The following is a 20,860-nucleotide window of genomic DNA, read 5'->3' as shown; positions in this document are numbered from 1 at the left end:
TTAATGGGACTTTTTGATTTTTTTAAAAAGGCAAATGAAAATTTTGAGCAAGGGGTAAAATGTCTCGAAGGAGACAATTACCCCGACGCCATTAAGTATTTTAAGCAAGTCAATTCGTCCAACAAGCACTATGATGAGGCACTAATCCATATCTTAAGCTCTTTATCTGCTTTAGGCGAAGATGAACAGGTTATCGAGTGGTTTGCAAAACTATCACCTTCTGTACCAAACTATGATCAGGCAATGGTTGATGTTGTTGGTGCTTACGTAAATACCGGACAATACGAAGAAGCTTTCGCTTGGTTTGCAAAGATTTCCCCATCCAGTTCCAGCTTCAGTATTGGAATAATAAACTACTTAGCTGCACTGTTAAATGTTGAATCTCCTGATAAGTATCGTGCTGAATGCGAAAAAGCCATTGTCAGCTTTACGAAATTAGATGCAGCTGACCGGTTGTATACCATGTCGTTAAAGTATTTGTTGAGGGTTTTGTCCGAATACAATAAATTTCAAGAGTTGCTCCATTATAGTAATATCTTTTTGGAAATAAAGGAGAATCATCCTTTAGGACTATATTTCAAAGGTGAAGCTTTGTATGAACTGGAGAAATACGATACTGCATTGGAATGTCTAAATAAAATATATTGCGAATCTGATGAATTTGTTGATGCAGTCTACGTTAAAGCATTGATTCATGAACAGTTTGGGAATGAAGATGAGGCCCAGAAATGCTGGGTAGAGGTAGAACGTCTCGAAAATTTAGGATCTTCTGCTATTGTCGCCGATAGAGATGGCAAAAGGGAGATTGTAAATTATAGAAACAGAGTTCCTCGTAAGAGATTGGTATAATATTAAAAATTTTATATATAAATCAGAGTTCCTTCTTTTTTAAGAAGGAACTTTTTGTATTATGACTGCACTAATGCACGGCTTTGTGTAATCTGTAAACCCAAGATTGTTTTATAGCCCTCTTAAAACAATCTTTTTATCTTTGATGTTATATTTTCTATTAAAGAGTCTTAAACGATAGAGCAGATTTCGATAGATAAGTATATCTTCGTTGCCGAAAAGAAAAGAAGGGTTTGTATGGGTATTAAAGGTAAACATTTAGTAATAAATGTAAGTAAGGGGTTGAAGTATCTGATCCTCACCGTAAATGTTTTAGTTGCATTGCTATTACTCCTTTCTACGTTGGCACCGGTGACATCTCCATTTGATTTTGTAATTATATCTTATCTGGGATTAGGTTTTCCAATACTGCTTTTTATTAATGTCTGTTTTTTTATTCTTTGGCTTGTTTTTCTGAAATGGAAATATTTTGTAATCCAGTTAGTTATCCTTCTGTTTTGCTGGAACTCGATCAATACATATATTCCATTAAATTCTCCCTCAAAAGATATTCCCGAGAAGAGTTTTAAGATAATGTCCTATAATGTCAGAGGATTTGATTGGTTGACAGGTGACGAAGCTCGTAATAACCCTATATTTTCATATATGGCAAATAGTGGAGCCGATATTATCTGTATGCAGGAATTTGCAGTGGAAGAAAAAAAAGATAAAGACAAGATAATTTCACTCGAAGAATTAGATGGCTTTTTAGAGGAATATCCTTATCGTACTATTATCCGATTGGGTGATACTATAAACTCATGTATGTATGGTTTAGCTTGCTATTCTAAATTTCCGATAGAAAAGGTTGCACGGATTCCGATTGAAAGTGCTTTTAATGGGGCGGGAATGTATGAGATAAAGATAGGAAAGAAGTCTCTGACTATTGTGAATAATCACTTGGAATCTAACAGACTTACAGCCGAAGATAAGGTTCTGTTTAAAGAACTGGTGGTTGATAAAAACCGAAAGAAGTTGGATGCAGTTACTCAGACCATACGCAGTCATTTAGATCCGGCTTTTAAAACACGGGCTACACAGGCAAATATTATAGCTGATTGTATTCGGATACAAAGGGAGAAAACGGATGCAATGATTGTTTGTGGTGATTTTAATGAGCCTCCGATATCATATGCTTATGAAACGATAAAAGGCAATTTTCTGGATGCTTTTAAGTATACCGGAAGAGGAGTCGGCATAACGTATCATGAAGACGGCTTTTATTTTAGGATAGATTATATTATGCACAGCCTTAATCTTCAAGCTTATAATTGTACGGTGGGTGATGTTAAATATTCAGACCATTATCCGATTTGGGCGTGGATTAAATTTAAGTAATAGAGACTTGGATGGTTAATCCAAGTCAACTATTGTAATGCCTGCACCTCCAAACTGGACATGCTCATCCTGATAATTCTTTACTCCATTTACAGTTCGAAGATAATCCCGTATAATCTGGCGTAAAGCACCTGTACCCGTTCCATGGAGTATACGGACACGTCCTGCTCCGATTTGAATAGCATCGTCTATGAAATACATTACGGCTTGCAAGGCTTCATCACCACGCATTCCCCGTAAGTCTATTTCTTGTTTGAAGTTTAGTTTCTTATCATAGGTCATATCGCTGGTTTGAGAACTGACGAATGTACTTTTCTGAGCCTCTCGTTTAATTTGATTCTTGCTAACCCGTTCAAGACTTTCGAGTTTGACTGTCGATTTTATCATACCGAAAGCTACAACTGCATTTTTACCTTGAATTTCCATGACTTCTCCGGCTGAAGTTTGTCCTTTCATGCGGACACTGTCTCCAACCGAAATAGTTTGAAGTTTTTCTTCTTTAGTCGCTTTGGGTTTTTCTTTTTTGCTTTTCTCCCTTTCCTGCAACTTCTGAATTTTACGGCTTATTTTGTCATCAACCTGAGTTTCTTCAGCTTCCAGCTTTGCTTTGAATGCAGCAAGACCCTGGCGTACTTCCTTTGTCTTTTCTTTTTCGGCCTGAGCTTCTTTTATACTGCGAATTGTATTTTCAATTTTCGCATTAGCGTCTGAAAGTAAGCGTTGAGCTTCCTCCTTTGCTTGTCGAATAATCTCTTTGCGTTGTTTACCTACATCAGTCAGGTCTGTTTCATATTGAGATGTTATCTCCTCCAAGCGTTTTTCTTTCTGGCGAACACTTTGACGTTTGGTTTCCCAATAACGCTTATCACGAACAATATCTTGCAGGTACTTGTCCATATTAATATAGTCGCTACCTACAATTTCTGAAGCTTCGGCAATTACATCCTCCGGCAAACCTATTTTACGTGCAATTTCTATGGCAAACGAACTTCCGGGATTACCTATTGATAATGTGAAGAGGGGTTGCATCAAATGTCGATCATAGAGCATAGCACCATTAACAACACCTTGGTGTTCGTTGGCAAAATGTTTCAAGTTCTGATAGTGAGTAGTAATTACACCGAACGATTCTTTTTCATTGAAACGTTTCAGCAACGATTCGGCAATTGCTCCACCGATTTGAGGCTCGGTTCCTCCACCAAATTCATCAATCAATAATAGTGATTTTGAATCGCAATTACGTACAAACATTTTCATATTGGTAAGATGCGAGCTATATGTACTCAAGTCGTTTTCTATCGATTGCTCGTCACCTATATCTATAAATATCTTGTCGAAAATGCCGACTTTTGAACTCTCAGCCAGAGGAATCAATAATCCGCATTGTACCATATATTGCAGTAGACCGACTGTTTTTAGGCAGACCGATTTACCTCCTGCATTAGGTCCTGATATGATAAGCAGACGGTTTTCGCTATCCAGCCAAATATCAAGTGGAATAATAGACTTATTCTGTTTTTTGTGCGAAAGATAGAGTAGGGGATGTTTGGCTTTATCCCAGCCTACCTGTTGTGTATTTTCTACAGTGGGTCTTATTGCTTCAATGTCCAAAGCAAAACGAGCCTTGGCGCGGATAAAGTCTATCCAAGCCAGAAAATCGTATGATTGAACGATGTCGGGTGCTAAAGGGCGTACTTCATCTGTAAAAGCGATTAGGATTTTTACAATTTCCCTACGCTCTTCGCTTTCCAATTCACGTACACGGTTATTGGCTTCTACCACTTCGGCAGGCTCAATAAAAATGGTCTTTCCTGATGCCGACTCATCGTGCACGATACCTTTCAGCTTTCGTTTAAAAGCAGGTGCAACGGGTATTACCAATCGTCCGTCACGCATGGTTGGGCTTACGTCTTTTTCGACTAATCCTTCTGATTGTGCGGCACGTAATATCGCATTCAGACTTTTGGAAATACCTCCCGATACATGGGTTATCTCTTTACGGATACGGTTCAGTTCGGGAGATGCGTTGTCTTTGATACGTCCGTATTTATCCAATATATGATCTATACGGGTTAGAAGTTGAGGGAAAATAAGCACTTCTCCTGCTAATTCTTGCAAATGAGGATAGGGGGTATTTTCTTCGTCTTCCTTTTTTAGAAAACTGACAATATCTCTGATGGTTTGTAAGGACCGGCGAAGGTCAAATACTGCATTTTCTTCGAGCCATGTACCTTCTACCCGTATATTTTTAAGGGCGGGACGTACATCGAAGAAATGGTTAACAGGAAAATTATCTTCTTCCTGAATGATGCGTATAAATTCGTCTGTTTGCGAAAGTTGACTTTGTATCGTGTTATAGTCTGACGAAAAAATCATTTCGTCGGTCTTTTCTTCGCCTAGCGTACTTAGGCACTTGGACGCAATTAAACTGCGGATTTTATCAAATCCTATTTTTTGTTCAAAATTATCGGGGTATATCACTTTCCTCTTTCTCTGTGATTAAGTAAGGTTCCAGACCTTGTTTACTGTAATTCTTTCTCTATATCTCCCTCTATTTTGGAGGGGTTGGTTGTTGGTGCATAACGTTTTACTACCTTTCCGTTGCGATCGATTAGGAATTTGGTGAAATTCCATTTGATAGCTTCTGTAATAAAACCTTTGCTGTTTTCTTTCAGAAACTTGAACAACGGGTCAGCATTATCTCCATTGACATCAATCTTGGCAAATGTTTTAAACGTTGTATTGTATTTCATTTCACAGAACGAAGCCAATTCTTCGTCTGTTCCCGGTGCCTGACCTGCAAATTGATTACAAGGGAAATCCAATATTTCGAATCCTTGGTCTTTATATTTCAGGTATAAATCCTGTAAGTCTTTGTATTGAGGTGTAAAACCGCACTCGGTGGCAGTGTTTACAATCAATACTACTTTACCTTTATATTCTTCCATCGAGACATCGTTTCCTTTGGAGTCTTTTACTGTATAATTATAAATGCTCATATCTGTTGTGTTTAAGGGTGATAAAAAAGTATATGCTACTATTATAAGTAGTAACACGATACTTGAGAGTGCGAAAATTTTCTTTTTCGATATTTTCATTGGGTTTGATATTGTCTGATTATTAATTATACCTATACTCTTCAAAAGAATTGAAAGATAGATATCAGAACATAATAATCAGTTTCCAGCTTACATTTTTATTGCCATTTGCAGGCATTCTGTTTCCTCTTGAAACTGATAACGTAACAGTTTCGGGAACTCCCATGGCTTTCCATACTCCACTTTTGGGGCATTTTTCTCCTGTGCGGGCAGTCATACCGAGACGGGGCTTCATCATATTGTTTTAATTGTATTTAATTGTAAAGTACAAAAATACAATAAATAAACTAACGATGGAGAAGTTACTCGTTTAGCCTGTTGATTTTCTATTAAAATTATCTATGTAATGAAACATAGCTACGAAGGTGTATCTATAGTTTAATTGTTAAATATAAATAAAAATTAAAGCAGATGAAAACAAGACAAAAACAAATGAGTAATTTTCTTCAAAAAGAAGTTCAAGGTAGGATTACGAAAAAAGTTGAAAAGCTAAATCAGAATCAGTTGCCTAAACAAAGAGGCGAAAGAAGTTCAGGACTATTGACTTCTATAGATCAACAAATGGTTAGCGATGCTTTTTTCTGTCCTAATGGAGCAAAAGCTGTACGGTTTACTTGTGGTGGTGGAGCTGTTGCTTGGCAAAATTACATATGTAAGACAAAGTCTCAAAACACTATAAAAATAAATACTGGAAGTGGTGGCTTGGCTGTGCCTGTAACAGTTGATGTACCTCTTATGGCATCAAATGAGTGGGTTGAAATATTTTTTCAACCATCAGATCCTAACGGCGGTTATGCAAATTGGCAATTAATATTTTAAAATTATATAATGAAAAAGATTCTAATTAGTTTATCAATTTTATTAATTGTAGGAGTATTTTCTATTTATGGATTGAGGGGAAGTAGTATAAGTAATACACCGCAAGATAAAGAATGGCATTGGCCGGATAGTATCAAAAATATTCTTATTATCCCCGATAGTCTATTATTTAGAGGAGATTCGATAAATGCTCCCATGGATGTGTATACGCCAGAACAGAAAGAGTTTGCGCGAGCTATGACTACATTAATGTATAAATATACCATAGTAAAAGATAATCACATGATTTTTGACATGAGTCGTGAAGAGTTCTTTAAGACAGGTATTCACGAGGTTTATTATGATGAGCTTATACATTCTTATAAGACAATGAATGATTTTATAGACAAAGACACACTGAACCACTCCTGGAATGTAGCCGGCGATTGGGAGAAGGTGAAAGAAGAGATGCGTTTGGAAATGAACTTAGATGTAGAATAAAAGCACATAAAATATTTATCCAAAAAGAATGCAGGTTGGAGTTATTTTTAGCCTGCATTTTTTTAATATAAATTTATAATCATTTATCAGCAAAATATACTTTAATATTACAATATTATTTATTACTTTTGTAACTCAGATATTCACAGGGTATTTGAGACGATATTTATAGATGATTACAACGAAGAAAATATATAAAGTATTATAAAAGGAACAGGTTCTCGTAACTCTTGTTCCTTTTTTTTACCTACCTGTGAACTCATAAACACTCATTTTTTAATATATATAATTCTATCGCAAAATGCAGACAGACAAACCTGTACGATTGATTCTTGATGATGGGACTATCTTTGACGGAAGGTCTTTTGGTGCTGAGAAGGCGGCAGCCGGAGAAGTAGTATTTAGTACTGCTATGGTTGGCTATCCGGAGAGTCTTACCGACCCTTCTTACATCGGACAAATCCTCACAGTAACATTTCCCCTAGTTGGTAATTACGGAGTTCCCGAGGATTCTTTTACCAATGGTATTTCGGACTTTTTCGAGTCGGAAAAAATCCAGATTAGTGGTCTGATTATTTCGGATTACTCACATGAGTATTCTCACTGGAATGCAAAGAAAAGTTTGGGTGAATGGCTTAAAGAGCATAATGTACCCGGAATTTATGGTATAGATACACGTGAGTTAACCAAGATTCTTAGAGAAAAAGGTTCGATGAAAGGTAAAATCGTTTTTGGAGACGAAAATGAAATTGACTTTTTAGACCCGAATATTGAAAATCAAGTTGCGAAAGCAAGCTGTGCGGAAGTTATAACTTACGGAACAGGAGATAAAAAAGTGGTTCTGGTTGACTGTGGAGTGAAACATAACATAATCCGCTGCCTGTTGAAGAGAGATATTACTCTGATACGTGTGCCTTGGGATTATGACTTTAATCAGATAGAATTTGACGGATTGTTTATTTCGAACGGACCGGGTAATCCCGATTTTTGTGAAGTGACAGTTCAAAATATACGCAAGGCAATGGAAACAGGTAAACCTATCTGTGGAATCTGCATGGGTAACCAATTATTGTCGAAAGCGGGTGGAGCTACTGTTTATAAATTAAAATATGGACACCGTAGTCACAATCAACCTGTACGATTGGCTAACAGCGAAAGATGTTTCATCACTTCTCAAAATCACGGATTTGCAGTATCGAACGCATCTCTGGGCGAGGATTGGGAACCACTCTTCACGAACCTAAATGATGGAACGAATGAAGGTATTCGTCACAAAACGAAACCATTCTTCTCTGCACAGTTTCACCCCGAAGCTGCCAGCGGTCCTACTGATACAGATTTCATATTCGATATGTTTTTTGATAAACTGTGATATGTAGGGGCAAATAAATATTTGCCCGATGGATTTTTAGGGTGAATGATTATTCACCCCTACATGAAAAAAACAGTAATTAATATCTATAATACTTATAATACAATGGATAAAGATATAAAGAAAGTTCTGGTACTCGGTTCGGGAGCATTGAAGATCGGAGAAGCGGGAGAGTTTGACTACTCGGGTTCTCAGGCTTTGAAGGCTTTGAAAGAAGAAGGAATCGAGACAGTGCTCATCAATCCGAATATTGCTACCGTGCAAACTTCGGAAGGAAGTGCAGATAAAATATATTTCCTGCCTATCACTCCATACTTTGTGGAGAAGGTAGTACAAAAGGAAAAACCCGATGGAATACTTCTTGCTTTTGGTGGACAAACTGCATTGAATTGCGGTGTTCAACTATTCGAACAAGGTATTCTTGATAAATACAACCTGAGAGTTTTGGGTACGCCTGTTCAGGCAATCATGGATACCGAAGATCGTGAGTTGTTCGTTCAAAAACTGGATCAGATAGATGTGAAAACCATCAAAAGTATGGCGGTTGGATCTATCGAAGATGCTGTAAAAGCAGCAGCCGAATTAGGTTATCCCATCATTGTACGTGCAGCATACGCTTTAGGAGGCTTAGGTTCGGGATTCTGTAACAACGAACAAGAGCTTCGTACTTTGGCTGAAAAAGCATTGAACTATTCTTCACAGCTTTTGGTCGAAAGATCACTAAAAGGTTGGAAAGAAATAGAATACGAAGTGGTACGCGATAAGTACGACAACTGTATGACGGTTTGTAACATGGAGAATTTCGACCCGCTAGGTATTCATACCGGTGAGAGTATTGTAGTTGCTCCGTCACAAACGCTTACAAATTCAGAATTTCATAAATTACGCGAGATTGCTATCCGAATTGTAAGACATATCGGCATAGTAGGGGAGTGTAATGTACAATACGCATTCGACCCTGAGTCGGAAGATTATCGAGTAATCGAAGTGAATGCCCGTTTGAGCCGTTCATCTGCCTTGGCATCTAAAGCAACAGGTTATCCGTTGGCTTTTGTAGCTGCTAAATTAGGTTTGGGTTACGGACTATTCGAACTGAAAAATTCGGTAACGAAATCAACAAGTGCATTCTTTGAGCCTGCTCTTGACTACATCGTAGTAAAAATACCTCGTTGGGATTTAGGTAAATTCCATGGAGTATCTAAAGAAATCGGTTCGAGTATGAAGTCTGTTGGAGAGATTATGGCTATCGGTCGTAACTTCGAAGAGGCGATACAAAAAGGGCTGCGTATGTTGAATATCGGTATGCACGGATTTACGGCAAACAAGCCTCTTCCTGTAGACGATATCGATTACGAATTGAGTAACCCTACCGATAAACGTATATTCTACATATATCAGGCATTTGCTAAAGGATACGACATCGACAAGATTCATGATCTGACTAAAATCGATAAATGGTTCTTGCAAAAATTGAATATTATCTTCAAATGTTCGCAAGAATTGAAGAAATACGACGATATACAATCACTACCCATAGATTTGCTTCGTACTTCGAAACAAAAAGGATTCTCGGATTTTCAGATTGCAAAAACAATTTGTAAAGAACCCAGCTTGGTTGACAATGCTGCAAGAGACATCCGTACGATCAGAAAGCAACACGGAATAGTTCCTGTCGTGAAACAGATCGATACATTGGCTGCAGAATATCCTGCACAAACCAATTATTTGTATCTGACTTACAATGGCAGAACGAATGATGTGAAATATTTGGGTGACCACAAATCGGTTATCGTTCTCGGTTCGGGAGCATACCGTATCGGTTCTTCGGTAGAGTTCGACTGGTGTTCGGTGAATGCTTTGCAAACTGTCCGAAAAGAAGGTTACCGCTCGGTAATGATCAACTACAACCCTGAGACGGTTTCTACCGACTACGATATGTGTGACCGCCTGTACTTTGATGAGTTGACGTACGAGCGTGTGATGGATATTATCGAACTGGAAAATCCTCATGGGGTGATCCTTTCGGTAGGAGGACAGATACCTAATAACTTGGCTATCCGCTTGGATGAGGCTAAAGTAAATATCTTGGGTACAACTGCTAAAAGTATAGATAATGCTGAGGATCGTCACAAATTCTCGAGCATGTTGGATAGAATAAAAGTAGACCAACCACGTTGGAAAGAGCTGACTTCTCTGGATGATATCAAACTATTCGTAGATGAAGTGGGTTATCCCGTGTTGATCCGTCCGTCTTATGTACTTTCGGGTGCGGCGATGAATGTTTGCTCTAACGATCAGGAGTTGGAAAACTTCTTGGGACTGGCAGCTGAGGTGTCGAAAAAACATCCGGTGGTTGTGTCTGAATTTATAGAGAATGCAAAAGAGGTTGAGTTTGATGCGGTAGCAGACAAAGGAGACATCGTGATGTATGCAATTTCTGAACACGTAGAGTTTGCCGGAGTTCACTCGGGTGATGCTACCATTCAGTTCCCTGCACAGCGTTTGTATGTGGAAACTATCCGTCGGGTGAAAAAAGTAGCTCGTGAGATTGCTCATGCACTGCAAATATCAGGACCTTTCAATATTCAGTTCCTTGCAAAAGAAAACGAGATAAAGGTTATCGAGTGTAACCTGAGAGCTTCACGCTCATTCCCATTTGTATCGAAAGTGTTGAAGATTAACTTTATCGAACTGGCTACTCAGGTAATGTTGGGTCTGAAGGTTGAGAAACCAAGCAAGAATGCTTTCGATTTGGATTATGTCGGAATCAAAGCATCTCAGTTCTCGTTCTCTCGTCTGCAAAAAGCCGACCCTGTTTTGGGAGTTGATATGGCTTCTACGGGTGAGGTGGGATGTATCGGAGACAACTTCCACGATGCAATGCTTAAATCGATGTTGTCGGTAGGATACCGTATACCTAAGAAAACGGTGCTTTTCTCTACAGGACCTGCTAAATCGAAAGTGGCATTGTTAGAGGCAGCACAACTGCTTCACGAAAAAGGATACGACATCTATGCAACAGGTGGCTCACAGAAATTCTTGGTAGATAACGGAGTACCTGCTACTCAGGTATACTGGCCATCGGAAGATCAAAAACCGAGTGCTTTGGAAATGATCCAAAACAAACAGATCGACTTAGTGGTAAACATACCTAAGAACTTTTCGAGCAGCGAGTTGAATAATGGATACAAGATTCGTAGAGCAGCTATCGACTTTAATGTTCCATTGCTTACAAACTCTCGATTGGCATCGGCATTTATCCAAGCATTCTGCAAAGTGAATGTGGATGATCTTGAGATCAAAGCATGGGATGAATACGAATAAATAATTCGAATCATATCTTGATTGATACTAGTATATAAAGGGCAGATTAATCTGCCCTTTCTTATTTTATTATTCTAATCTAATGTTGAGGTTATTATGCTTTGAACAAAACATATATTCCGATGTTTTAATAGAAAAATGCAATAAGTAACCCAACCTTTTATAATTTAATTGATAAGGATATGCTAGAAGGAATTATAGATTTAGTAAAAGAGCAGGTAGTGCCTGCTATTGCTAATAATGAAAATATTCCCGCAGACAAAAGATCTGCGGTTGTTGAAACTACTACCTCTACTGTTGTTGAAGGATTGAAAGAATACTTTACCCCTGATAATATATCTTCAATAACTAGTATGTTTTCCGGAGAATCGGGTGGTGGCAATATTGTGAGTAGTCTGCAAAGTTCTGTTGTAAATGCATTAAGTGAGAAATTGGGATTAAATAAAGATATAGCCAATAGTATTGCTTCGGCAGTGATTCCTGCTATAATGAGTTTATTTTCTCAAAAAGCAAACGATCCCAACGATGAAGAATTTACCGTAGAATCGCTTATCGGAGCTCTTGGAGGAAAAAGTGGTGGAGGTCTTTTAGGAATGCTTGGAGGATTATTCGGTAATAAATAGAATATATAAGTTTTCTAGGGATTAAAAGACTCTCACAATGTGGTACAAGCATTGCGAGAGTCTTTCATTTTTTTATCGGAAATAACTAAAAAAACTTACCTTTGTACTTTCCATTTTTAACACGTTATCACATGTCAACTATGTCAACACTCACAGCAACAATAAAGAGGTCGATGACCTTATTACTATTTATTTTTATAACAATGAGCAATATTAATTCACAAGAAAAAGATACTCTGGTAGTAGTCGAAACAACATTCGGTAATATTAAACTGAAACTGTATAATGACACGCCTTTGCATAAAGCCAATTTTTTGAAACTAATCAATGACAGTGCTTATAAAGACCTGTTGTTTCACCGTGTTATCAAAGATTTTATGATTCAGGGAGGCGATCCTCAATCCCGAGTTGCAGCCGATGGTTCGAATTTGGGAGGAGGCGACTTGGATTATACCGTGCCTGCTGAATTTAGAATACCTAAATATTTTCATAAAAAAGGGGCTTTAGCTGCTGCACGTACAGGAGATGATGTAAATCCGAATAGAGAATCGTCTGCCATTCAGTTTTATATTGTTACAGGAAAAAAATATTCGGATAAAGAACTGAATAAGATTGAGCAGCAACGTCAGGAGAAAATGGTTCAAAAGAGATTTAACGAACTTCAGTTAGAATATAAAAGTGCGATCAAAGATTTTTATAGCAGTGGAGACCGTGACTCTTTGGCCGAATTGAGACAGCGATTGTATGCTGAGGCTCAGGAGGAATCTAAAACAGATGTGGCAAATGTATTTTCGCCACAACAACGCGACGCTTATAAAGCCATAGGTGGTGCACCTAGTTTAGATGGAGGCTATACTGTATTCGGAGAAGTTATTGAGGGATTTGATGTAATCGAAAAAATAGAGAAGGTAAAAACAAATGCCCAAGATCGTCCTGTTGAGAATATCAAGATGGATGTAAAGATCGTTACTGAATAAATCTTTTTTTATATAGATTTTACATATAAGGGATAGATTGAATTGATAATCTGATATTGCAAAAAATACATATCTTTGCTATCCAGAACAAACATAACTTACTAGAGGTGGATAAATATATTGACAGAGAACAAGTTATAGGCTTAGCTGAATTACATGCCGGCTATACATTGAAAGAGGCTATTGACGAAGCCAAGCGATGCTTAAATTGCAAGAATCCGTTGTGTGTGCAAGGTTGCCCGATAGAACATAAAATTCCCGAATGGATACATCAGTTATCTAAAGGTAATATCGGAGGGGCAATGGAGCTGATAAATGAGAAGAGTAACTTGCCTGCAATATGCGGCAGGGTATGTCCTCACGAAAAACAATGCGAGGGTCATTGCATTCTCAACAAGAAAGGCAATCCGGTGAAGGTTGGTAAACTGGAACGGTTTATTGCCGATTTTGACAGTGAGATGGGATTGTCGAAAGAACGTCTTAAAGCTAAAACCAGAGGCAAGGTGGCTGTTATCGGCTCGGGTCCTGCGGGTCTTACCGTAGCAGGCGATTTGGCGAGAGATGGTTTTAATGTTGTTGTTTTTGAAGGACAAAAAGAACCCGGAGGAGTGTTGCTATATGGTATTCCCGAATACAGGTTGCCTAACGAGATAACACGCCGTGAGGTTAAAAAAATAGAAGCTCTTGGTGTTAATTTTCGAAACAATTGCACCGTTGGTGAAGATATTACGGTAGATGCCATGTTCGAAGAAGGTTTTGATGCCGTTTTTATCGGTTCGGGTACAGCAGTACCTCAATCGGTGAATATCGAAGGAAGCAACCTTTTCGGAGTTTCGCAATCAGCCTACTTTTTGCGGATGGTGAGTTTGTTTGCCAGTGGAGATATCAACCGTCAGGAGGTTCCTTTACGTAAAGGCGATAAAGTTGCTATCATTGGAGCCGGAAACGTAGCCATGGATGCTGCCCGTACAGCTTTGCGAATGGGAGCTGAGAGTGTGACTATTGTTTATCGCAGAAAAGAGGAAGATATGCCTGCTTTACGCTCCGAATTCATGGAGGCAAAAGCCGAGGGCGTTCAGTTCTTGCTGGAAGCGAGTACCAAAGAATTTGTAGGAAAAGAGGTGAAAGGTAACCGCATATTATCGGGCTTGAAGGTGGATACTGCCGAGGGTGAAATAACTCTGCCCGTAGACCGGATATTTATGGCGGTAGGTTCTAAGCCTGCAAATAAAATTGTATCTACTTCTTTGGGTATTGACGTGGATGAGCGTGGATACATTACAACCAAAGAGCATCCTTACGGAATGACATCTCGCAGAGGTGTATTTGCTGGCGGTGATGTGGTTCATACACCTCAAACGGTAGTATTGGCAATGCGCGAAGCAAAACGTGTGGCTTCGGGTATATCGCAATATGTAGATGCCGTAAAATTATTAGGGGTATAATCCCGAAATTTTTTGAAGATGAACAGAAATAATAAAACTGCTATATTGTTAGGAGCTTCCGGATTGATCGGAAGCTTCTTACTTGATATTTTACTCAATAGTGAAGAATATAGCTCTGTCGTTATTTTTGTTCGTAAAGAAATATTCCGAAATCATCCTAAGCTGACTCAGCATATTATTGATTTTGATAAACCTGATAGCTATGCGCGTTTGGTAAAGGGCGATGATTTGTTTTGTTGTTTGGGTACTACCATTAAACAGGCTAAGACGCGTGAAGCTTTCAGAAAGGTAGATTACGATTACCCCGTGAAATTTGCTGCGACAGCAAAAGAAAACGGAGTTAAGCAATATTTATTAGTTACTTCGATAGGGGCTAATGCAGGCTCATCTGTTTTTTATTTGAAAACGAAGGGTGAATGCGAAGACTCGGTGCGACAAATAAATATACCATCTACGTCAGTCTTTCGTCCGTCTTCTCTTTTGGGAGAACGTAAAGATGTACGACCTATGGAGAAAGTGGGCGAAGTGGTGATGAAACTTTTCTCGTTCTGCTTAATCGGAAAACTGAAAAAATACAAACCTATAGAAGCTCACCGCGTGGCAGAAGCCATGTATACTGTAGCTCAGGCTGCAACCGAAGGATTCCATATTTACGAGTCCGACAAAATCCAGTCCTTATAAAAAAGATATATTTTCAACTGTCTTATATCCCATTAAGCTGAGAAGTTTTACTGTTTTTTTGACGTTTTTATATCTTTTACACCTTATCTAAAGGTTTACGTTTCTCAGCTTTAATATTTTTGAAGTAAGACGGAGTCAGTCCCGTTGTTTTCTTAAACTGGCTACTAAGATGAGCAACGCTCGAGTAGTTTAGTTTAAAAGCTATTTCACTTAAAGTCAGTTCATCGTAAACGATTAATTCTTTTACCCTCTCTATCTTTTGGGCTATATAGTATTTTTCGATAGTTGTGCCCTCTACTTCCGAATACAGATTGCTTATATAATTATAATCGAGATGCAGGCGGTCGCTCAGATAATCGGATAAATTTATTTTCAACTCGCTGTTATCATGATGTACCAGTTCTATGATTATAGTCTTTACTTGTTCTATCAGCCGGCTTTTTTTGTCGTCAATTAATGAAAAACCTAAAGTCTCTAAAACTTCTTTTACATGCTGTTTCTGTTCGGAGTTTAAATCTTCAATCAATTCAATCTCCCCTAGCGATATAGATAATACTTGCAAACCGAGTTTTTCGATTTCCTGTTTGACCACCATCTTACAACGGTCGCAGACCATGTTTTTTACGTAATATTTCATATATAAAAATAGGTATTTATTAACTTGAAACTAACACCGCCATTTATTTATTAAACACAAATCTACCCAAAAAGATCGTTTATATATTACACTATTTCCCGAATCTTTTTCAAGGTTTACTGATCCTTGAAATAATATAAATTAACTCCAAAATATTGTAACATATTATTATGCTCCATACATGAACTTTGCAGTATCAATTTGTTAAACGATAAAAACAAACTAATTATGATACAAAATAAAGTCAGATACTTATTTATAGTAATGCTCTTGGCATTGATAAGTACAGAAGCTATAGCTCAGATAGATACTAATTTCCCAATAGTGCAAAGACCCGATTCCGCCGAGTTTGCCAAAGCAGGTAACAAGCCTATTATTAAAACATCATTGAACGGTGTAATTACAGCGTCGGGATTTTATCAGAATGGCAGTTTCGGCATGGGAGACGGTTCTATTACCATGTGGGCAAATGCCGCTCAACCGGCAGATAAAAAGAATCAATTTGGAGGAGATCTGAGAAAGACATGGATCATACTGAAGGCTACAGCCTATAATCTGCCCGACAATTGGACTGCTTCGGGAAGAGTCGAGATTGATTTTCTGGGAGGATATGCCGGGCAGGGAGGGTTTGCAGACGAGAATTTGCTACCACGATTGAGAGTCGGTTATGTGGAACTGCATAAAAATCAAACCCGAATCCGTTTAGGACAGGCTTGGACTCCTATGGTTGCTACATTTCCGGCATCGGTAACCCATTTTGCAATGGGATACGGTTCTGCCGGAGGAATCGGATTCAGAAATCCCGGATTATTTGTATATCAAAATCTTAATTCTAACCAATCATCAACAAAAATCAGGCTTGATGCTGCCATCTTTAGAGGTAGTTGGTTAGGAGCTGCGAGTGAGCCTTATGGTCGCGATGCCGGAGAAATTGGGGTTCCACAAACTGAAGTAGGAGTTTTTATAGAAAATCGCTCCAAAGCTTTCAAATGGGAAGTAAGCTTGGTAGGCCATTACGACAGAAAGCAAATCTACAATCCATTAACAAAAGATTACACGGGGCTGACAGGTAAAGCTATCCAGTTGGGAACTATACTTGCATATGATAATATAACACTGCAAGGTAGTGCAAACACAGGGCGAGCGATTGGACAAATATGGGGTAACCTGCTTCAGTTTGGCGATATAAGAGGCAATGGAGCGTGGGCACAAGCAGGTTATGCGTTCAACAAGAGGCTTAGTGCCTGGTTTATGTATGGGTATGATAATCCGAATGATGGTGATGTCAAGAAAGCTGTTACAGGAGATTCACGTCTGCATAATCAAATCTTTGTGCCGATGCTCAAATATAATCTGGGTCCGGTTAATATCTCATTAGAGTATTTCAGAGCACAGACAAAATGGAATACCGTGAATAATGAAGCTGCTCAAATCAAAAGAACAAGTGCTGATCAGATAGCATTAGGTACAAGTTTTATGTTTTAAATTCTTTAATAAAAATCATTATGAATAATTCATTTATAAAACCGGTTTATTTTATAGCAAGATTTCTCGTTGCCATAACATTTTTAGTAGCAGGTATTCATAAAGTGGTAGCATGGGATAAACCTGCAATGTGGATGGCATCCAAAGGGTTGCCAATGGTAGATGTTTTATTGGCAATAGCAACTTTTCTGGAACTGGCAGGTGCAGTGCTGTTAATTATAAATTTTAAGACTAAATGGGTGTCTGTAATTTTAGCAGGATTTATGTTGGCACTAACTTTTATGATGCACAATTTCTGGGCAATGGAAGGGATGATGTTCCAAACCTCCTTTCTAGACTTTATACAGAATATAGCTATTGTTGGCGGATTATTGGCTATGGCTTTGCTTGCTTCCAAAATGGAGATGCCGGAGGAAGCGTTGAAATAAAAGTTTTTAAATAAAGAAACTGAGTACATGGTTCTTTTGCGAAAAGAGAATAAATGTAGGTGTTTATCTGGAATCGAAAAGAAGTGTTTTTATTATCACTAAAATGAAGAGCATATGAAACTATCAGAAACTTCAAAAGGATACATGGCAACAGTTGCTATCACCTTTATAATCGGATTCTCATTTCTATTCGTGAAAATATCATTGGCACACGCACATCCTTTGGATGCTTTGGCTCATCGATTTGGTATTGCGTTTTTAGCCTTGCTGCCAATAGCAATTTGGGGAAGAAATAAATTGTTGCTAAAAAAAGAAGACCTTTCGTGGGGTCTTTTTATGGCGTTGCTTTATCCTACACTTACATTCGGATTACAAATATGGGCGTTGAGTTATATTAGCTCTGCCGAAGCCGGATTAATACATGCCGTATTCCCGTTGATGACTATGGCTATTGCCGCTCTTGTTTTAAAAGAAAAAATATCGCTCATACAGGCTCTCTTTGCCATGCTATCAGTCTTTGGCGTTGTATTCATACCCATTATGCTCGGGGCTGGATCTGACGGATCGGTGTTAGGCTATATATTGATGTTGATTTCCAGCTTGGCATTGTCTTCATACGGTGTCTTTGCCCGAAAGCTTCGGGGGCGCTTTACCCCGTTTCCGTTAGCATTTTTCTGTATTGCTTTGGGGGCTTTGTTTTTCAATTTGTTAGCTGCCGGGAAATATATATATTCCGAATCTGAAAGTAGCTTTTTGAAACCATTATTGTCACTCGAATACGTGGTCACTATCTTGTATCTTGGAGTTTTGTCATCTTCCCTTACATTTTGATACTCAGCAATTATTCGTATGCCCGTGTAGAAGCTTCAAAGTTAGGTATATTCGCAAACTTCGTGCCTGTTGTCGCCATATTTGCGGGAGTCACCATTCTTGGCGACTCAATCACTTGGATACATATTGTCAGTTCTATACTTATCTTTATAGGTGTACTTGGTGTTAATTGGTTTAAAAAGAAATAACCGTTTTATCTATAAAGTAAAGCTTTATGATGAACGATAGAATAAATTCAGACGGAAATAAACCAATCATTTTTGAGACAAAAGTAAGCATGTATGTGCAAGTGTCACTTTTGTCACTTTTGTAATCTTTTATGAGTTTATTGTTTGAATAACAATGTTTTAATAGGGTGACAAAAAGTGTACAAAAGATACTCGAAAATGTACATTTATGTTTGATTTTGTAATCTTAATTGTAACTTTTTTGTAAGGGTAAATGCTGATTGCTCCAATGCACAGTATTAATGTGTATTTTTAGTGCATTCGCTGTTTTGAAACTATTCTCTGGTTGTATCTTTTTATATACCTTTGCATTTGTGCGTATCCGCATAAATATATATTCTTTTACTTACTTATATAACAACTGATGCAAAAACCTTCGATAGTTAAAGGAACACGAGACTTCTCGCCAGAGGAAATGGCAAAAAGAAACTATATCTTCGATACAATCAGAGAAGTATATAAATTGTTTGGTTACAAACAAATTGAGACTCCGGCAATGGAGAGTTTATCGACTCTGATGGGTAAATACGGAGAAGAGGGTGATAAATTATTATTCAAGATACTTAATTCGGGCGATTATCTTTCGAATATAACGGATGATGAATTGGCAGAGAAAAACTCGAGCCGCCTGACAACAAAAATATCGGAAAAGGGCTTACGCTACGATCTTACTGTGCCTTTTGCCCGCTATGTGGTAATGCACCGCAATGAGATCACTTTCCCGTTCAAACGTTATCAAATACAGCCGGTATGGCGTGCCGATCGTCCTCAGAAAGGACGTTATCGTGAATTCTTTCAATGTGATGCCGATGTGGTAGGCTCCGACTCATTAATTAATGAAGTTGAATTGCTTCAAATTATCGACGAGGTTTTCAGACGTTTGAAAATAAGGGTTTGCATCAAGCTTAATAACCGCAAGATATTGTCGGGTATAGCCGAAATAATAGGTGAGCCCGAAAAGATTGTAGATATTACAGTAGCTATCGATAAGCTTGATAAGATAGGCTTGGAGAAAGTAAATGAGGAATTGCAATCGAAAGGTATACCTGCTGAGGCTATCGAAAAGCTTCAACCTATTATTCTTCTTGAGGGTGATAATACCTCTAAATTGGAAACTCTAAAGGAGAGCCTTTCGGGTTCAGAAATAGGCCTTAAGGGAGTTGAAGAGATAGAGTTTATATTGAATAAAGCAAAACTGCTGAATATTGCTTCGGAAGTGGAGCTGGATCTTACTTTAGCCAGAGGTCTTAATTATTACACAGGTGCAATTATTGAGGTGAAGGCTTTGGATGTACAGATAGGTAGTATTACGGGCGGTGGACGTTATGATAACCTGACAGGTATCTTTGGTCTTCCCAATGTTTCGGGTGTAGGTATCTCTTTTGGTGCAGACCGAATCTTTGATGTTCTCAATCAATTGGAACTATATCCCGAGGATTCTACGCAGGGGACTAAGGTGCTATTCGTGAATTTTGGAAGTGCAGAGGAGGATTATATATTACCCATCATAAGTCAGCTTAGAGGACGAGGTATTTCGGCTGAGATTTATCCTGAAGCTGCAAAAATGAAGAAGCAGATGTCTTATGCTGACTCTAATAAAATTCCTTATGTTGTTATCGTAGGAGAAGATGAGATGAGAGAGCGTAAAGTCACTCTTAAGAATATGCAATCGGGTGATCAGCAATTACTGACCATCGAAGAGTATCTTAAATTGGATCTGTAACGTTGTTCAGAATACTGTCGGCTAACTCTTTAGTTATTCTTACGCTGGCAGTATCATTTATATTCAGTATTCTGTCGGAAAGACGTGGTATTTTAAGGACTACGTCTTTGGCTATATTAAGAGGATTTACAATCACAGCTTTATTTTCTATATAGATGTAGGGCCAGAACATTTCATCTTTATAGAAGGTCGCTGAGATATTATTTATGCTAACATTGTTTTTGTATATGATAACAGCTAAGTAGTTTATAGAATCATTATTCTCTAAAATGCTGTATTGAGCAGTATTATCCAGTGTAGGATTGGGTGCTATCTCTTCATGAGAATATATTTTGATATAATAATATCCCCCGCCTAAGATGCACAAAACGAATAATAAAATTAATAATTGTTTTGTCCCAGAGTTTCTCCTTTTATGTCTCGATTTGCCAGATTTTCCCATCTTTGCTTATTAGAATATTAAAATATAAATGTAAAAGAAATG

At 38.1% G+C, this 20,860-nt stretch carries 20 protein-coding genes; 15 read left to right on the top strand and 5 right to left on the bottom strand.

From position 1 onward, the window contains the following. Window positions 1-3 precede the first annotated feature (3 nt). Window positions 4-849: a lipopolysaccharide assembly protein LapB gene (locus G7051_RS02180; protein WP_166198192.1), complete on the top strand. Its 846-nt coding sequence runs from the start codon at window positions 4-6 to the stop codon at window positions 847-849. A 237-nt stretch (window positions 850-1,086) separates the two neighbouring features. Continuing rightward, window positions 1,087-2,226 (top strand): endonuclease/exonuclease/phosphatase family protein, encoded by a 1,140-nt coding sequence (locus G7051_RS02175; RefSeq protein ID WP_166198190.1) that lies wholly within the window; start codon window positions 1,087-1,089, stop codon window positions 2,224-2,226. Window positions 2,227-2,241: 15 nt separating this feature from the next. Here the strand turns inward: G7051_RS02175 and G7051_RS02170 are convergent, their stop codons facing one another. From G7051_RS02170 to G7051_RS02160, 3 genes are all read right to left on the bottom strand, one after another. Beyond that, window positions 2,242-4,707 carry an endonuclease MutS2 gene (locus G7051_RS02170; RefSeq protein WP_166198188.1) on the bottom strand — a complete coding sequence of 822 codons (2,466 nt, stop codon included), beginning with the start codon at window positions 4,705-4,707 and terminating at the stop codon, window positions 2,242-2,244. Window positions 4,708-4,748: 41 nt separating this feature from the next. Next, a complete protein-coding gene (locus G7051_RS02165) occupies window positions 4,749-5,225 on the bottom strand; it encodes a glutathione peroxidase (RefSeq protein ID WP_166110318.1) in 477 nt (158 codons plus the stop codon). A 163-nt stretch (window positions 5,226-5,388) separates the two neighbouring features. Then, window positions 5,389-5,562, bottom strand: coding sequence for a hypothetical protein (locus G7051_RS02160; RefSeq protein WP_166110315.1), 174 nt, complete (start codon window positions 5,560-5,562; stop codon window positions 5,389-5,391). 173 nt (window positions 5,563-5,735) lie between these two features. On the opposite strand from G7051_RS02160, the gene G7051_RS02155 reads away from it, so the two are divergent. From G7051_RS02155 to G7051_RS02125, 8 genes are all read left to right on the top strand, one after another. Next, on the top strand, window positions 5,736-6,143 hold the full coding sequence (locus G7051_RS02155; RefSeq protein WP_166110312.1) for a hypothetical protein: 408 nt from the start codon (window positions 5,736-5,738) through the stop codon (window positions 6,141-6,143). Between the two features lie 9 nt (window positions 6,144-6,152). Continuing rightward, window positions 6,153-6,623, top strand: coding sequence for a hypothetical protein (locus G7051_RS02150; RefSeq protein WP_166110309.1), 471 nt, complete (start codon window positions 6,153-6,155; stop codon window positions 6,621-6,623). A gap of 301 nt (window positions 6,624-6,924) precedes the next feature. Next, entirely contained in the window at window positions 6,925-7,995 is a 1,071-nt protein-coding gene (gene carA, locus G7051_RS18230; RefSeq protein ID WP_166110306.1) for a glutamine-hydrolyzing carbamoyl-phosphate synthase small subunit, read from the top strand. A gap of 105 nt (window positions 7,996-8,100) precedes the next feature. Beyond that, window positions 8,101-11,319, top strand: a complete 3,219-nt coding sequence (gene carB, locus G7051_RS02145; RefSeq protein ID WP_255493358.1) for a carbamoyl-phosphate synthase (glutamine-hydrolyzing) large subunit — start codon at window positions 8,101-8,103, stop codon at window positions 11,317-11,319. Window positions 11,320-11,501: 182 nt separating this feature from the next. Beyond that, the gene (locus G7051_RS02140) at window positions 11,502-11,942 is read left to right on the top strand and encodes a DUF937 domain-containing protein (protein WP_166198186.1); all 441 of its coding nucleotides are present in this window, start codon (window positions 11,502-11,504) and stop codon (window positions 11,940-11,942) included. A 212-nt stretch (window positions 11,943-12,154) separates the two neighbouring features. Next, window positions 12,155-12,919 (top strand): peptidylprolyl isomerase, encoded by a 765-nt coding sequence (locus G7051_RS02135; protein WP_370522995.1) that lies wholly within the window; start codon window positions 12,155-12,157, stop codon window positions 12,917-12,919. 107 nt (window positions 12,920-13,026) lie between these two features. After that, window positions 13,027-14,364, top strand: a complete 1,338-nt coding sequence (locus G7051_RS02130) for an NAD(P)-dependent oxidoreductase (protein WP_370522982.1) — start codon at window positions 13,027-13,029, stop codon at window positions 14,362-14,364. A gap of 18 nt (window positions 14,365-14,382) precedes the next feature. Next, a complete protein-coding gene (locus G7051_RS02125; protein ID WP_166198182.1) occupies window positions 14,383-15,045 on the top strand; it encodes an oxidoreductase in 663 nt (220 codons plus the stop codon). Between the two features lie 76 nt (window positions 15,046-15,121). On the opposite strand, the gene G7051_RS02120 is transcribed toward G7051_RS02125, so the two are convergent. Beyond that, window positions 15,122-15,682 carry an AraC family transcriptional regulator gene (locus G7051_RS02120; RefSeq protein ID WP_166198180.1) on the bottom strand — a complete coding sequence of 187 codons (561 nt, stop codon included), beginning with the start codon at window positions 15,680-15,682 and terminating at the stop codon, window positions 15,122-15,124. Between the two features lie 228 nt (window positions 15,683-15,910). On the opposite strand from G7051_RS02120, the gene G7051_RS02115 reads away from it, so the two are divergent. The 5 genes from G7051_RS02115 to hisS all read left to right on the top strand — a co-directional run bounded on the left by G7051_RS02115 (window position 15,911) and on the right by hisS (window position 20,376). Then, window positions 15,911-17,167 (top strand): hypothetical protein, encoded by a 1,257-nt coding sequence (locus tag G7051_RS02115; protein ID WP_166198178.1) that lies wholly within the window; start codon window positions 15,911-15,913, stop codon window positions 17,165-17,167. Window positions 17,168-17,187: 20 nt separating this feature from the next. After that, on the top strand, window positions 17,188-17,595 hold the full coding sequence (locus G7051_RS02110) for a DoxX family protein (RefSeq protein WP_166198176.1): 408 nt from the start codon (window positions 17,188-17,190) through the stop codon (window positions 17,593-17,595). A gap of 114 nt (window positions 17,596-17,709) precedes the next feature. Beyond that, on the top strand, window positions 17,710-18,426 hold the full coding sequence (locus tag G7051_RS02105; protein WP_166198174.1) for a DMT family transporter: 717 nt from the start codon (window positions 17,710-17,712) through the stop codon (window positions 18,424-18,426). Beyond that, window positions 18,423-18,614, top strand: coding sequence for an EamA family transporter (locus G7051_RS02100; protein ID WP_166198172.1), 192 nt, complete (start codon window positions 18,423-18,425; stop codon window positions 18,612-18,614). The genes G7051_RS02105 and G7051_RS02100 overlap by 4 nt, the downstream gene beginning before the upstream one ends. Before the next feature lie 403 nt (window positions 18,615-19,017). Continuing rightward, window positions 19,018-20,376, top strand: coding sequence for a histidine--tRNA ligase (gene hisS / locus G7051_RS02095; RefSeq protein WP_166198170.1), 1,359 nt, complete (start codon window positions 19,018-19,020; stop codon window positions 20,374-20,376). On the opposite strand, the gene G7051_RS02090 is transcribed toward hisS, so the two are convergent. Then, a complete protein-coding gene (locus G7051_RS02090) occupies window positions 20,360-20,818 on the bottom strand; it encodes a hypothetical protein (RefSeq protein WP_166198168.1) in 459 nt (152 codons plus the stop codon). The genes hisS and G7051_RS02090 overlap by 17 nt on opposite strands. Between the last annotated feature and the right edge of the window lie 42 nt (window positions 20,819-20,860).

The organism is Dysgonomonas sp. HDW5B, assembly GCF_011299335.1.
Lineage (GTDB): Bacteria > Bacteroidota > Bacteroidia > Bacteroidales > Dysgonomonadaceae > Dysgonomonas_A.
This window is presented reverse-complemented; position numbering and strand designations above follow the sequence as displayed.